The sequence below is a fragment of the Dietzia sp. CH92 genome, assembly GCF_032248695.1.
Classification (GTDB): domain Bacteria; phylum Actinomycetota; class Actinomycetes; order Mycobacteriales; family Mycobacteriaceae; genus Dietzia.
This window is the reverse complement of the sequence record NZ_JAVHXC010000005.1, coordinates 203073-216999: the sequence shown is the minus strand read 5'-3', so window position 1 is coordinate 216999 and position 13927 is coordinate 203073. Positions and strand designations below refer to the sequence as shown.

Annotated in this window: 14 protein-coding genes; 9 read left to right on the top strand and 5 right to left on the bottom strand. The window is 71.2% G+C overall.

Annotated features, from left to right (window positions below):
- Positions 1 to 67 precede the first annotated feature (67 nt).
- Positions 68 to 697 (bottom strand): 3-oxoacid CoA-transferase subunit B, encoded by a 630-nt coding sequence (locus RWK90_RS12265; RefSeq protein ID WP_314037906.1) that lies wholly within the window; start codon positions 695 to 697, stop codon positions 68 to 70.
- Positions 694 to 1461: a CoA transferase subunit A gene (locus RWK90_RS12260; protein ID WP_314037905.1), complete on the bottom strand. Its 768-nt coding sequence runs from the start codon at positions 1459 to 1461 to the stop codon at positions 694 to 696. The genes RWK90_RS12265 and RWK90_RS12260 overlap by 4 nt, the downstream gene beginning before the upstream one ends.
- A gap of 198 nt (positions 1462 to 1659) precedes the next feature.
- Here RWK90_RS12260 and pcaH point away from each other — a divergent pair, with 198 nt between their 5' ends.
- The 9 genes from pcaH to RWK90_RS12215 all read left to right on the top strand — a co-directional run bounded on the left by pcaH (position 1660) and on the right by RWK90_RS12215 (position 11250).
- A complete protein-coding gene (gene pcaH / locus RWK90_RS12255; protein ID WP_314037904.1) occupies positions 1660 to 2373 on the top strand; it encodes a protocatechuate 3,4-dioxygenase subunit beta in 714 nt (237 codons plus the stop codon).
- The gene (gene pcaG, locus RWK90_RS12250) at positions 2373 to 3005 is read left to right on the top strand and encodes a protocatechuate 3,4-dioxygenase subunit alpha (RefSeq protein WP_314037903.1); all 633 of its coding nucleotides are present in this window, start codon (positions 2373 to 2375) and stop codon (positions 3003 to 3005) included. The genes pcaH and pcaG overlap by 1 nt, the downstream gene beginning before the upstream one ends.
- A complete protein-coding gene (locus RWK90_RS12245) occupies positions 3002 to 4348 on the top strand; it encodes a lyase family protein (RefSeq protein WP_314037902.1) in 1347 nt (448 codons plus the stop codon). Before pcaG ends, RWK90_RS12245 begins: the two co-directional genes overlap by 4 nt.
- Positions 4345 to 5541, top strand: a complete 1197-nt coding sequence (gene pcaD, locus RWK90_RS12240; RefSeq protein WP_314037901.1) for a 3-oxoadipate enol-lactonase — start codon at positions 4345 to 4347, stop codon at positions 5539 to 5541. The genes RWK90_RS12245 and pcaD overlap by 4 nt, the downstream gene beginning before the upstream one ends.
- Entirely contained in the window at positions 5538 to 6359 is an 822-nt protein-coding gene (locus RWK90_RS12235) for an IclR family transcriptional regulator (protein ID WP_314037900.1), read from the top strand. Before pcaD ends, RWK90_RS12235 begins: the two co-directional genes overlap by 4 nt.
- A gap of 38 nt (positions 6360 to 6397) precedes the next feature.
- Positions 6398 to 7609 carry an acetyl-CoA C-acetyltransferase gene (locus RWK90_RS12230; protein ID WP_314037899.1) on the top strand — a complete coding sequence of 404 codons (1212 nt, stop codon included), beginning with the start codon at positions 6398 to 6400 and terminating at the stop codon, positions 7607 to 7609.
- Positions 7610 to 7785: 176 nt separating this feature from the next.
- Entirely contained in the window at positions 7786 to 8538 is a 753-nt protein-coding gene (locus RWK90_RS12225) for an IclR family transcriptional regulator (protein ID WP_314037898.1), read from the top strand.
- A gap of 108 nt (positions 8539 to 8646) precedes the next feature.
- Positions 8647 to 9873: a 4-hydroxybenzoate 3-monooxygenase gene (locus RWK90_RS12220; protein WP_314037897.1), complete on the top strand. Its 1227-nt coding sequence runs from the start codon at positions 8647 to 8649 to the stop codon at positions 9871 to 9873.
- Positions 9874 to 9891: 18 nt separating this feature from the next.
- Positions 9892 to 11250, top strand: coding sequence for an aromatic acid/H+ symport family MFS transporter (locus RWK90_RS12215; protein WP_314037896.1), 1359 nt, complete (start codon positions 9892 to 9894; stop codon positions 11248 to 11250).
- Positions 11251 to 11330: 80 nt separating this feature from the next.
- On the opposite strand, the gene catC is transcribed toward RWK90_RS12215, so the two are convergent.
- From catC to catA, 3 genes are all read right to left on the bottom strand, one after another.
- On the bottom strand, positions 11331 to 11615 hold the full coding sequence (gene catC, locus RWK90_RS12210; protein ID WP_314037895.1) for a muconolactone Delta-isomerase: 285 nt from the start codon (positions 11613 to 11615) through the stop codon (positions 11331 to 11333).
- 47 nt (positions 11616 to 11662) lie between these two features.
- Positions 11663 to 12784 carry a muconate/chloromuconate family cycloisomerase gene (locus tag RWK90_RS12205; RefSeq protein ID WP_314037894.1) on the bottom strand — a complete coding sequence of 374 codons (1122 nt, stop codon included), beginning with the start codon at positions 12782 to 12784 and terminating at the stop codon, positions 11663 to 11665.
- 96 nt (positions 12785 to 12880) lie between these two features.
- Positions 12881 to 13747: a catechol 1,2-dioxygenase gene (gene catA, locus RWK90_RS12200; RefSeq protein ID WP_314037893.1), complete on the bottom strand. Its 867-nt coding sequence runs from the start codon at positions 13745 to 13747 to the stop codon at positions 12881 to 12883.
- Between the last annotated feature and the right edge of the window lie 180 nt (positions 13748 to 13927).

Here is a 13927-nt window from a genome sequence, read left to right as displayed (position 1 = left end):
AGTAGTGAGAAACCGACCCCGTGCCGCGTGCCCGGTCGACGCACCCGGTCGCGAGCGGTGTCGCTGGTCAGGTGTGGATCTGCGCCGCCGTCTTCTGCCGGACCTCGTCGATCGTCACGTCGGGCGCCAGCTCGACGAGCGCGAAGCCCTCCTCGGTGATGTCGAGGACGCACAGGTCGGTGACGACCCGCTGGACACAGCCCTTGCCGGTGTACGGGAGGGTGTTCTCCTCCATGAGCTTGATGTCACCCTTCCGGGTGACGTGATCCATCATCACGATGACGCGGCCGGCGCCGTGGACCAGGTCCATCGCGCCGCCCATGCCCTTGACCATCGCGCCCGGGATCATCCAGTTGCTCAGATCGCCGTGCTGCGAGACCTGCATGGCTCCCAGCACGGCCACGTCGACGTGCCCGCCGCGGATCATCGCGAACGAGTCCGACGAGGCGAAGAACGCCGCGCCGGGCGCTGCGGTGATGGTCTCCTTGCCGGCGTTGATCATCTCGGGGTCCAGCTGCTCGCGGGTCGGGTACGGCCCCACACCCAGGATCCCGTTCTCCGAGTGGAGCGTCACGCGCACGCCCTCCGGGAGGTAGTCGGGGATCAGCGTCGGCATCCCGATGCCGAGGTTGACGTACTGGCCGTCGGTGAAGTCCGCGGCGATCCGGGCCGCCATCTGCTCGTGGGTCCAGCTCATGACAGGTCCTCCCCCTTCCTGCTCAGCTTCTCGATCTCCACGCCCGTCTCCTGCCGGCCGACCTCCACGACGCGCTGGACGAAGATGCCGGGGAGGTGGACGTCCGCCGGGTCGATCCCGCCCTCGGGGACGACCTCCTCGGCCTGGACGATCGTGACCCGGCCGGCCATCGCGGCGTCCGGGTTGAAGTTGCGGGCGGTCCCGCGGAACTGCAGGTTGCCGGCGGTGTCCGCCCGGTGCGCGTGCACGAGGGCGAAGTCGGTGACGATCGCCCGCTCGAGCACGTACTGCTGGCCGTCGAACACCCGGACCTCCTTGGGCTCGGAGGCCACCGCCACCCCGCCGTCACCGTCGTAACGCAGCGGCAGACCACCCTCGGCGACCATGGTGCCGACACCGGCCGGGGTGTAGAAGGCGGGGATCCCGGCGCCGCCGGCGCGCATGCGCTCGGCCAGCGTGCCCTGGGGGGTCAGCTCCACCTCGAGCTCCCCCGACAGGTACTGGCGGGCGAACTCCTTGTTGGCACCCACGTACGAGGCCGTGGTCCGGGTGATACGGCGGGCCTCCAACAGCTTGCCGAGGCCGAAGCCGTCGGTCCCGCAGTTGTTGCTCACCGTCTTCAGATCGCCCGCGCCCTGGTCGAGGAGCGCATCGATGAGGACGGCGGGGATGCCGACCAGACCGAAACCTCCCACGGCGAGGGACGCGCCGTCCGGGATGTCGGCGACCGCCTCGGCGGCCGACGAATAGATCTTGTTGGTCATGTCACACACGGTACCGCGTGTTCGCATCTGGCACAACAGTTCGCCTTGCGAACGCGCCCTGGCCGCACTAGCCTCTCATTCAACGAGAACGTGTCGCCCCTGTCACAGGCGCGGTCGTATTCTGTACGTCATGCGGAGCATCGTTCGACATGCGGACGTATGAGCTGCCTTCATATCGCCTTCGACCGAGAGGACGCCATGTTGCACCTCCCCGACCGGTACGTACCGGATCACGACGCCAACCCGCCGCTGCACTTCGCCGAGTACGGCACCACGCGGCTGCGTGCCCCCAGGAACGAGCTCGTCCTGCTGCCCCAGCGCATGGGCGAACTCACCGGGCCGGTCTTCTCCGACACGGCCGTCACCGCGGCCGAGGCCGATCTGACGTTGGTGGGCGAGGGCGAGGCCATCGGCCAGCGGATCATCGTCCACGGCCGCGTCCTCGACAGCGACGGGCGCCCCGTGCCCGACACCCTGGTCGAGGTCTGGCAGGCCAACGCGGCCGGCCGGTACCGCCACCGCAACGATTCGTGGCCCGCACCTCTCGACCCCAACTTCAACGGGGTCGGTCGCTGCATGACCGACGCGCACGGCCGGTACCGCTTCCTCACCGTCAAGCCCGGCGCCTACCCGTGGGGCAACCACCACAACGCGTGGCGTCCGGCGCACATCCACTTCTCGCTCTTCGGCCGCGCGTTCACCGAGCGGCTCATCACCCAGATGTACTTCCCGGACGACCCGTTCTTCTTCCAGGACCCGATCTTCAACGCCTCCCCCGCGGGCGCCCGCGAACGCATGATCAGTGTGTTCGACTACGACACGACCGAGTCCAACTGGGCACCGGCCTACAAGTTCGACATCGTCCTGCGCGGCAGCAACGCCACCCCCTTCGAGAACGGCGAGGAGCACTGATGATCGACACCGCCAACCCCCAGGCCCCCCGCTATCCCGCGCTGACCGGGCGCGACCAGGACGAGGTTCCCTTCGGGGTCACGCCCTCCCAGACCGTCGGCCCCTACGTCCACATCGGGCTCGAGCCCGACTGGACCACCTCGGGGACCCTCGCCGAGCCCGGCAGCCCCGACCACATCCGGGTGTCGATCGCGGTGGTCGACGGGGAGGGCACCCCGGTCGCCGACGCGATGATCGAGACGTGGCAGGCCGATGCCTCGGGCCGGTTCGTCGACGACGTCCCGCTGGTCGGCGGCTCGGGCTTCACCGGGTTCTCCCGTGTGTTCGCCGACGAGACCGGCACGGTCACCATCGACACGGTGCGTCCGGGCGCGATCGGGGACGGAGCGGGCGGTACCCAGGCCCCGCACCTCGAGGTGGGCGTCTTCGCCCGCGGGATCCTCAAGCGCCTCGTGACCCGGTTGTACTTCCCCGAGGACGTCGAGGCCCACGCGGGCGATCCCGTCCTGGCCCTCCTGCCCGAGGACCGTCGCGGCCTGTTGATCGCCGACCACCGGGACGGGACCTACCACCTCACCATCGCCCTGCAGGACTCGCCGGCAGGGCCCGAGACCCCGTTCTTCGACCTGTGACCGGCACGCGCGGCCCGCTGTTCGACCCGGTCTTCGGGTCGTCCCACGCCGACTTCTCGGACGAGGCCTGGGTCGGCGCCCTCGTCGAGGTCGAGGCGGCGCTCGCGCGGGCCGCGTCACGGTTCGGCCTCGTCAGCGCCCCGACCGCGCAGGCCCTGACCACTCTCGCGGCGGACCCGTCCCGGATCGAGGGCGCCGACCCGGCCACGTTGGGAGCGGCCTCGATCTCGGGCGGGAACCCGGTCATCCCCCTGGTCACCGCACTGCGGTCCGCGGTGGTCGGCCTCGACGACCGCGCCGTGCCCGGGGAGGTCCACGTGGGGGCCACCTCCCAGGACGTCATCGACAGTGCGGCGGCGCTGCTCGTCCACCGGGCGGCCGGGCACCTGCGCGCACACGCCGACCGCGTCGTCGTCGCCTGCGCCGACCTCGCCCGCACCCACCGCGGCACGCCGCTCGCCGGTCGCACCCTCGGCCAGCAGGCGCTGCCCACCACCTTCGGGCTCGTCGCGGCGGGGTGGGGCCGGTCGGTCCGCGTGGCCGCGACGGCGGCCGTCCGCGCGGCGGCCGCCGTGTCCGTCCAGTTCGGGGGCGCGGCGGGCACACTCGCGGCGGTACACCCCCACGGCCCGGCGCTGGCCGATGCGGTGGCCGACGAACTCGCCCTGCCCCGCGCGCTCGCCCCCTGGCACACCGACCGCGCGGAGCTGACGCTCTACGCCGGCGCCCTCGGCGCGACGGCGGGCTCGGTCGCCAAGGTCGCCGGTGACGTCATCCTGCACGCGGCCACCGAGATCGGTGAACTGTCGGTACGCGACGCGGGCGGGTCCTCGGCGATGCCGCACAAGCGCAATCCCACCTCGGCGATCGAGGCGCGGGCCGCCGCGATGCGCGTCCCCGGGCTGGTCGCCACGGTGCAGGCCGCCGCCGCCCACGAACACCAGCGCGCGGCCGGGGCATGGCACGCCGAGTGGGAACCGCTGTCCGATCTCCAACGCCTCACCGTCGGCGCACTGGCCCGCCTGGCCCACACCCTCGAGAACCTCGACGTGCACCCCGATGCGATGGCCCGGAACCTCGACGTCACCGGCGGGGCCCTGCTCGCCGAGCGCGTCGTGGTCGCCATGGGGCGCGACCGGCCCGACGCCCGCGGCCTCGTCACCGACGCGTGCCGCCGCGGTCGACTCGACTCGGACGAGCGCCTGATCGACGCGCTCGGCGCCGGGAGACTGCGCGACCTGCTCGACCCGGCCGGCTACCTCGGGCACGCCGCCGACCTGGTCGACGCCCTGCTCCCCACCCTCACCCCCATCGACGGAACGACCCAGGAGGAGACCCGATGACCACGACCGGGATCGCGACCCTGTCCCACGAGGACCGCCGACCGCAGGACGCGGGGCCCGACACCCCCACCCTCGTCCTGCTCGGCTCACTGGGATCCGACCACTCCATGTGGTCGCACCAGATCCGCGAGCTGTCCAAGCTCTTCCGGGTAATCGCGGTGGACCACCGCGGACACGGCGGGTCGGAGCTCATCCCGGGCCCCTGCACACTCGACGACCTCACGGCGGACGTCCTCGCGCTGCTCGACTCGCTCGAGGTGGGGACCTTCCACGTGGCGGGGCTGTCGCTGGGCGGGGCCGTCGCACAATGGCTGGCGATCCACCACCCCGACCGCATCGAATCCGTGGCACTGCTGTGCACCGCGGCCCGGTTCGGGGAGCCGCAGGGATGGACCGACCGCGCCGCCGCCGTGCGGGACGGCGGCATGGAGGCGGTCGCGGACGCCGTCGTCGCCCGGTGGATCACCCCGGCCCTGGCCGAGCGCGACCCGCGCCTGAACGCCTCGCTCCGTGCGATGATCACCGCCACCGACCCCGAGGGCTACGCCGCGTGCTGTGACGCCCTGGCCGGGTACGACGTGCGCGCCGATCTCGGCAGGATCGGGTGCCCCACGCTGGTCGTGGCCGGTGACGAGGACCCCTCCACCGCACCCGACGTGGTGAGGGAGATCGCCGACGGCGTCGACGGGGCCCGTTTCGTCGTGCTCTCCCCCGCCGCACACGTGCCCACCGTCGAACTGCCGGGCCGGGTCACGGCCCTGCTGCGCGAGCACGTGATCGCCGCCGCCGGCGGTGCCACCTACACCGCCGGTCGCACCGCCGCCCACGACGCCGGCATGCGGCGCCGCCGCGAGGTGCTCGGCGACGCGCACGTCGACCGCGCGGTCGCCGGGACCACCGACTTCACCGCCCCGTTCCAGGACTTCATCACCCGCACCGCGTGGGGTGACGTGTGGACGCGCCCGGGCCTGGACGACGTCCAGCGCCGCCTGCTGACCATCGCGGTCCTCACCGCCCTGGGCAACGACGGCGAGCTGGACATGCACCTGCGGTCCGCGTTCCGTGCCGGCGTCCCCGCCGAACTGGTCGCCGAGGTGCTGCTCCACACGGCGGTCTACGCCGGGGTGCCGAAGAGCAACCACGCCTTCGCCCTGGGCAAGGCCGCGCTCGCGGAGCTCGAGGAGCGCGGGTGACCACTGTCGACCAGGCGGCACCCGCGGGGCGGGACGACGACACCGCGCGGGCGACCTCCGCCGACTACGTGCAGTCCCTGGCCCGGGGACTCGCGGTGATCCGGGCCTTCGGCGCCGACAACCCCCGGCAGACCCTGAGCGAGGTCGCCCGCAACACGGGACTGACCAGGGCCACCGCCCGACGGTTCCTGCTCACGCTCGTCGAACTCGGCTACGTGGACTTCGACGGCTCGACGTTCGAGCTCACCCCGCGCATCCTGGACCTGGGGTACAGCTTCCTGTCCGCCACGCCGCTGCCGGACGTGGCCCAGCCCCACCTCAAGCGACTCAGCACGCAGCTCGGCGAGTCGTCCTCGGTCTCTATCCTCGACGGTCCCGACATCGTGTACGTGGGGCGCGTCCAGGTGAGCAGGATCATGACGGTCGGCATCACCATCGGCACGCGCTTCCCGGCGTACGCGACCTCGATGGGCCGGTGCCTGCTCGCCGGACTGGAGCCGTGGGAACTCGACGACTACTTCGGGTCCACCCCGATCGAGCCGCGCTCGGCCTCGTCACTGTCCGACGAGGCCGCCCTGCGTGCGGCCATCGACCTGGTCCGCGAGCAGGGTTGGTGCCTGGTCGACCAGGAGCTCGAGCCCGGTCTCCGCTCCCTGGCGGCCCCCGTCCGCGACTCCGAGAACCGCACGGTCGCGGCGATCAACATCTCGACCCACGCCATGAGGTACACCCCCCGCCAGCTCGTCGACGAGTTCGTCTCACCGCTGCTGGCCACCGCCGACGCCATCACCCGTGACCTGGTGGCCGTCAACCGCTGACACGACCCACCCACGCACGACCCGAGAAAGGCCCTCCCATGACCGACGCCGTGATCTGTTCCCCGCTCCGCACCCCCGTCGCCCGCTTCGGCGGCGCCTTCAAGGACATCCCCGTGGAGACCCTCGCCGCCACCGTGATCCGGGCGCTCGTCGAGCGCACCGGGATCGAGGGATCCCTCATCGACGACGTGGTCCTGGGCCAGGGTTACCCCGGGGGCGAGGCACCGGCGCTCGGCCGCGTGGCCGCCCTCGACGCCGGGCTCGGCATCGACGTGCCCGGGATGCAGCTCGACCGCCGGTGCGGTTCCGGGCTGCAGGCCGTCCTCACCGCGGCGATGCAGGTCTCCACGGGGGCGTGCGACCTCGTGGTCGCCGGCGGTGCCGAGTCCATGAGCGGCGTCGAGTTCTACGCCAACCCCTCGCCGCGGTACGGCATCCGCGGTGACGGCGTGCAGCTGGCGGACCGCCTCGCGCGTGCCCGGCTCACCGCCGGCGGCCGCGATCACCCGGTCCCGGGCGGCATGATCGAGACGGCCGAGAACCTGCGGGCGCAGTACGGGATCTCCCGCGAGGACCAGGACGAGCTCGCCGTGCAGTCCCACCAGCGCGCGGTCGCCGCCCAGCGGGCCGGCAGGTTCGACGCCGAGATGGTCCCCGTCGAGGTCCCGCAGCGCAAGGGCGACCCGATCGTCGTGGACACCGATGAGCACCCCCGGGCGGACACCACCATGGAGTCCCTGTCCCGCCTGCGCGCCATCCGCGGCAAGATCGACCCGGAGTCCACGGTCACCGCCGGCAACGCCTCCGGCCAGAACGACGGCGCCGCCGCCTGCCTGGTGACCACCCCGGAGAAGGCCGCCGAGCTGGGGCTCACCCCGGTCGTCCGGTTGGCGGGTTGGGCCGTGGCCGGCGTGGCCCCCGAGACCATGGGCATCGGTCCCGTCCCGGCCACCGCCAAGGTCCTGGACCGGCTCGGGCTGACGCTGGCGGACATGGACGTCATCGAGCTCAACGAGGCATTCGCCGCCCAGACGCTGGCCGTCCTGCGCGAATGGGACCTGGACTTCCGGAGCGATCGCCTCAACCCGAACGGGTCCGGCATCTCGCTCGGTCACCCGATCGGCGCCACCGGCGGGCGGATCCTGGCCACGCTCTGCGGCGAACTCGAGCGCCGTGACGCCCAGTGGGGCCTGGAGACCATGTGCATCGGCGGCGGCCAGGGACTCGCAGCGGTCTTCGAGCGCGTCTGAGTCATCCCGGGTGCGCCCTGTGCAGGGCACCGTGTCGCGGTACGGATCGCGTACGTGATCCGTATCGCGAACATTTTCGGAGATTTCTTCTCACTCAGTGATAAGCGGCCTTCCCGGCCCGGTGGTGGTCGGCGACACTATGTTGCGTTTCACAATCGGGCCGGGGAGGACGCCACATGGCGACGGAGGATCCGCACGGCGGGGACCGCTCGGTCCTCGGCCGTGCCTTCGCCGTGCTGGGAGCGTTCGATGACCGCCACCGAGTCCGGACCGCCTCGGAGATCGCGCGCGCCGTCGGACTACCCGTCCCCACCACCCACCGCCTCTGCGCCAAACTCGCCGACCTGGGAGCACTGGACCGCGACGAGTCCGGGCGCCTGTCCATCGGCGAGGCGATCTGGGAACTGGGGCACCTCTCCCCCCGCCGCCAGGGCCTTCGCGAGAGCGCCCGGCCCTATATGGAGGACCTCTTCGTCGCCACCCGGGAGAACGTCCAGCTCACCACCCTGGACGGCGCCGAGGTCGTCTACGTCGAGCAGATCTCGGGACGCCAGGCGATCTCCGTGAAGTCCCGGGCGGGAGGTCGGCTCCCCGCCCACGTGTCGAGCGGGGGCCTCGTCCTGCTCGCGCACGCGCCCGCCGACACGGTGAACGCGGTCATCGACGCGGGCCTGCAGGCCCTGACACCGAACTCGATCACCGACGAGCGCACACTACGGGCCACGCTCCACGAGATCCGCCGGCGCGGGCACGCGATCTGCCGACAGATGGTCGACCCGCACTCGGTGGCGCTCGCCGCCCCGGTCCACGACGGCCCCTCGGTGGTCGCGGCGCTCTCCATCGTCGTCTCCCCCTCGACACCCACCGAGCCGCTGATACCCGCGCTCAAGGCCACCGCGCGCGGCATCTCGCGCGCGCTGGCCGGGTGACCACACCCCGCCCGGGACCCGCCCTCCGGGGACATCCGCGGTCCCGGCCGCGCGCCGCGCCGGATCACATCCACCCCCACCTCGCCCACCCACCACCCCGGAGGATCCATGAAGACCCAGGTTGCGATCGTCGGAGCCGGCCCGGCCGGCCTCATGCTCTCCCATCTGCTGCACATCAACGGGATCGAGTCCGTCGTCTTCGAGAAGCGCAGCCGGCACGACGTGGAGGGCACGATCCGAGCGGGCATCCTCGAACAGGACATCATCAACCTGCTGGTGGACACCGGCGTGTCCGACCGGGTCCTCCGGGACGGCGAGCCGCACGAGGGCATCGAACTGCGGTTCAACGGCCAGGGCCACCGGATCGACTTCCGTGAACTCGTGGACCGCGAGGTCAACGTCTACCCACAGCACGAGTTCCTCATCGACCTCATCGCCCGGCGGCTCGCCGACGGGGGCGACGTGCGGTTCGAGACGAGCATCGAGTCGGTGCACGATGTCGAGACCGACACCCCGTCGCTCGTCTACCGGGACGCCGACGGCGAGGACGCCGTCCTCCACGCCGACATCATCGTCGGAGCGGACGGCAACCGCACCGTCACCCGCGCCTCCATCCCCCTCGCCGACGACGAGGCGCGACCGGGCGATCGCCGGGTCGAGCACATCAACCAGTACCCGTTCGCCTGGTTCGGCATCCTCGCGGAGGCGCCCAAGACCAGCGAGGAACTGATCTACGCCAACCACCCCAACGGGTTCGCGCTCATCAGCACCCGCTCCGAGACCGTGCAGCGGCACTACCTGCAGTGCGACCCCAACGACTCCGTCGAGGACTGGTCGGATGACCGCATCTGGTCCGAGCTGCACGCCCGGGTGGACGGTGAGGGCGCCGAGGTCAAGGACGGCGCCATCTTCGACAAGTCGATCCTGCGCTTCCGCAGTTCGGTGAACATGCCCATGCAACACGGTCGCCTCTACCTCGTCGGCGACGCCGCCCACACCGTCCCGCCCACCGGGGCGAAAGGCCTCAACGTGGCCGTCGCGGACGCCTGGGTGCTGGCCCACGCGGTGATGCGGTTCTACCGTGACTCCGAATCAGACCTGCTGGACGCCTACACCGACCTGGCCTCACCGCGGGTCTGGCGAACCCAGCACTTCTCGTGGTGGATGACCCAGATGCTCCACCGCATCCCCGCCCACACCTCGTTCCAGCGTCACCGGCAACTGGCGGAGCTGGACGCGGTCACCCGTTCCCGTGCGGGTCGTACGTACCTCGCGGAGCTGTACACCGGAACCCCCTTGCCCCGCTTCGACGGTGGCTCGGTCACCGGCATCTGACCTGAAAGGACTCCCCCGATGAAATCCGCCACCCGCCCCGGCACCGGGACGCCGCCGACAGCCGGTAGATCCGCCGCGTTCGTCGCCGCGCTCTGCTGGATCGCCGTCCTGCTGGACGGCTTCGACCTGGTCGTGCTGGGCGCGATCATGCCCGCGCTCACCGACCCCGACAGCGCGTACTTCAACACCGATGCCGGGACCGCCACCGCGATCTCCGTCGCCGGGCTCGTCGGGATGACGATCGGCGCGCTGACGATCGGAACCCTCACCGACCGTCTCGGCCGCCGCAAGCTGCTCATCCTCTCCGTCGCCGGGTTCTCGGCGCTCACGTTCGTCACGGCGTTCGTCGACACCGCGTTCCTGTTCGGCGCCCTGCGCTTCCTCGCGGGGATCGGCCTGGGCGGCTGCCTGCCCACCTGTATCGCGATGGTCACCGAGTTCACGCGCACGACCAAGGCCGGATCGGCGACCACCACGGTGATGACGGGGTACCACGTCGGCGCCGTCGCCACCGCCGCACTCGCCCTCGTGCTGCTCCAGCCGTTCGGGTGGCCGGCGATGTTCGTCGCGGGCGCAGTGCCCGCCCTGGTGCTGGTCCCGCTGATGATCCGGTACCTGCCGGAGAGCCCGTCCTACCTGTGGGCGCAGGGCCGGCGCGACGAGGCCCTGGAGATCGCGAACGCGTACGGACTCGAGACGGACCACCTGGTCGAGCGCGAGGACGACCTCGCCGCGTCCGGGACCGCGGGCCAGCGCCCGCCCGGCATCGCCTCGCTCTTCCGCGGCCCGTACCTGCGGACCTCCGTGGCGATCCTCGTCACCTCGTTCATGGGCCTGCTGCTCGTCTACGGACTGAACACCTGGCTGCCGAAGCTCATGCAGAACTCCGGCTACGACCTGGGCAACTCTCTGGCGTTCCTGCTCGTGCTCAACGTGGGCGCCGTGGCGGGCCTGCTGGTGGCCGGCCGCGTCGCCGACCGCATCGGCCCGCGGACCGCGGGACTCATCTGGTTCTCCGCCGGCGCGGTCTTCCTCGCGCTGCTGTCGATCCGTCTGCCCCTCGCGGGCATCTACGTGATGGTGTTCCTCACCGGCTGTTTCGTCTTCAGCTCCCAGGTCCTGGTCTACGCCTTCACGTCGACGCGCTACCCCGCGGCGATCCGCGCGACCGCCCTCGGCATGTCGGCCGGCTTCGGACGGATCGGTGCGATCACCGGACCGACCCTCGGCGGCGTTCTCCTCGCCGCCGGGCTGGGCCACCCGTGGGGCTTCTACGCGTTCGCCGTGGTGGGCGTGCTGGGCGCGATCGCGCTCAGCGTGACCACGATCGCGCCCGACCGCTCGGCGTCCCCGGCCGCGTCCGTCGATCGCGGCTGACCCCGCCCTCTCCCGCGCCGACGCCGGGCCGCTCTCGCGAGCGGCCCGGCGTCGTCTGTTCGAGCAGTGAGGGGCCCGGATCAGTCCTCGATCCGGGACGGGTGCCGCGTCAACGCCATGACCTCCATGTCCATATACGGGAACAGCGGGAGCCCCTGGAGCAGCTCGTGCAGTTCATCCGCCGACTCGACGTCGAAGATGCTGATGTTGGAGTACTGGCCGACGATCCTCCAGAGCTCCTTCCACTTGCCCGAGCGCTGGAGCTCCTGGCTGTACGCCTTCTCGCGCGCCACGGTGTCGGCGCGCACCTCGGGATCCATGTCGTGCGGGATCTTGACGTCCATCCGGACGTGGAACAGTGCCATGGTCGGCCTCTTTCGTGTCGTGGGTGGTCTGGTCGGTGGGGGCGACGTCAGCGGCGCGTGAACCGCTCGACCGCGTCGTGGTCGAGCTCCACGCCGAGGCCCGGTCCCTCCGGGAGGTGCACGCGACCCTCCTCGTAACGGATCGGGGTGGTCACGTAGGTCTCGGCCAGCAGCAGCGGCCCGAACAGCTCGGAGCCGTAGTTGAACCCCGGCTCGGCGCACGCCAGGTGCAGGGAGGCGACCGTGCCGATGGGCCCCTCCAACGAGGTCGCGGCGTGGCAGGCGATGCCCGCCGCCCGCGCGATGGCCACCGTCTCCTTACCGCGGGTCAGTCCGCCGAGCTTGGTGGTCTTGACCGCGATGACGCCGGCGGCGTCACGGCGGGCGACCTCCAGCGCGTCGTGCGGGGACTGCACCGACTCGTCGGCCATGAACTGGACGGGCAGCGAGCGGTTGAGCTCGGCGAGCACCTCGATCTGCTCGGTGGGCGTCGGCTGCTCGATGAGCTCGATCCCGACCTCGACCAGCGCCGGCAGGTGGACGTTGGCGGTGAACCGGTCCCACCGGGCGTTGATGTCGACCCGCAGCCCGGCGCGGCCGTTGAGCCTCTCGGCGAGCGCCGCGATCCGGGCGACGTCCTCGGCCGGATCCAACGCGCCCATCTTGAGCTTGAAGGTGCGGTGGCGATCCGCCGCCAGCAACTCGTCGATCTCCTCGACCATCTCCTCGAGCGGCATCGCGCCGAGCGCCCAGGTGCACTCGATCGAGTCCCGCACCGCGCCGCCGAGCAGGGAGCGGACCGGCACGTCCAGCGCCCTCGCCCACGCGTCGAACATGGCGATCTCGAGGGCGGCCTTGGCGAAGCGCCCGCGTGCGACGACGCCCTCCATCGCCTCCAGCACCGCGGGGATCTCGTCGACCCGCCGACCGACCGCGACCGGGGCGAGGTACTTCTCGACCAGCACCTGCATGGTCTCGGCCGACTCACCGCCCCACCAGGGCCCGCCCGGGGTGACGCCCTCGCCGTATCCCACCACACCCGACTCGGTGGTGACGGACACGAGCAGGATCGACTGGGCCGTGGCGGTGGTCGTCGCGAACTTGTGCGGCCGGATGAGCGGCACGTCGAGGATCCGTGTCTCCACGGATCGGATGGTCAGATCAGACATGAGGGTCCTTTGCTGGGTCGGCCGGTGAACCGCCGACGCCCCGGTCGCGTGTGGCGACCGGGGCTGGCGGAGGGGATGCTGCGTCGATCGCGCCGGTCAGGCCACGTAACGCTTCTCGGAGACGGGATCCAGGACGAAGTCGTACTCGACCTCGTCGATGCCGTCGGCGTTGGGCTTCGGGTGCAGGACGAGCTCGGGCTTGACGGCGCCGGCGACGTCGTCGTCGACCCACTGGCCGCCCTCGAAGTACAGCTGGGTGGTGATGAGGCGCTTGCCCGGGGCCGTCACCTTGAGGTGCAGGTGCGCCGGACGCCACGGGTGCCCGCCGTAGCTGGCGATGAACTCACCGGTCGGGCCGTCGTGCGGGATCTGGTACGGAGCGGGCTGGACCGTGGTGATGTGGAAGTGGCCCTCCGCGTCGGTGGAGAAGGTGGCGCGCAGGTTCCACTCCGGGATGCCCAGGCCGTCGTCGAACTGCGAGTAGTAGCCGTCGGAGTCGGCGTGCCACAGCTCGACGGTGGCGCCCTCGATGCCCTTGCCGTCCAGGTCGCGGACCTGACCGCGGAAGACGAACTTGGTGCCCTTCTCGTCCTCACGCATCGGCATGACGCCCTTGGAGCCCAGGTTCGGGGCGTCCGGCACGTAGTACGGGCCCTCGATGGAGCCCTTGGTGCCGCTGAAGATCCGGCTGTTGGAGTCCTCGATGAAGTGCTCCAGGAAGACGTCGAGCCACAGCGGCCACTCGCCGCCCTCGCCGACCTCGATGAGCCACTGCTTGAGGACGCGGTACTCGTCGTAGGTGACCTCGTGCTCGTAGATCACCTCGGACAGCTTGGTCAGCACGTCCTTGTAGATGGCGGCCGCACGCTCCTTGGAGGTGTCGGAGGTGAAGCGGGTGCCCTTGAACTTGTCCGTCGCGGCGGTTCCGGAGCCGGCGGCGGTGGGGACGGCGGTGTCGGTCATGACGCTCCCTCGGGGTGGTGTCGGTGGGTGGATCGGACCGGCTGGCCCGGTCGATGACCTCACTGTGCGCTGAAAGTGATGTGTCGTCAATCACCGACCTTTACAGACGTAGAGGACATTTCGTGCGCTCAGCGAACACCTCCGACGCGAACCCGCAGGTCGGCGGGCTGGACCACGGTC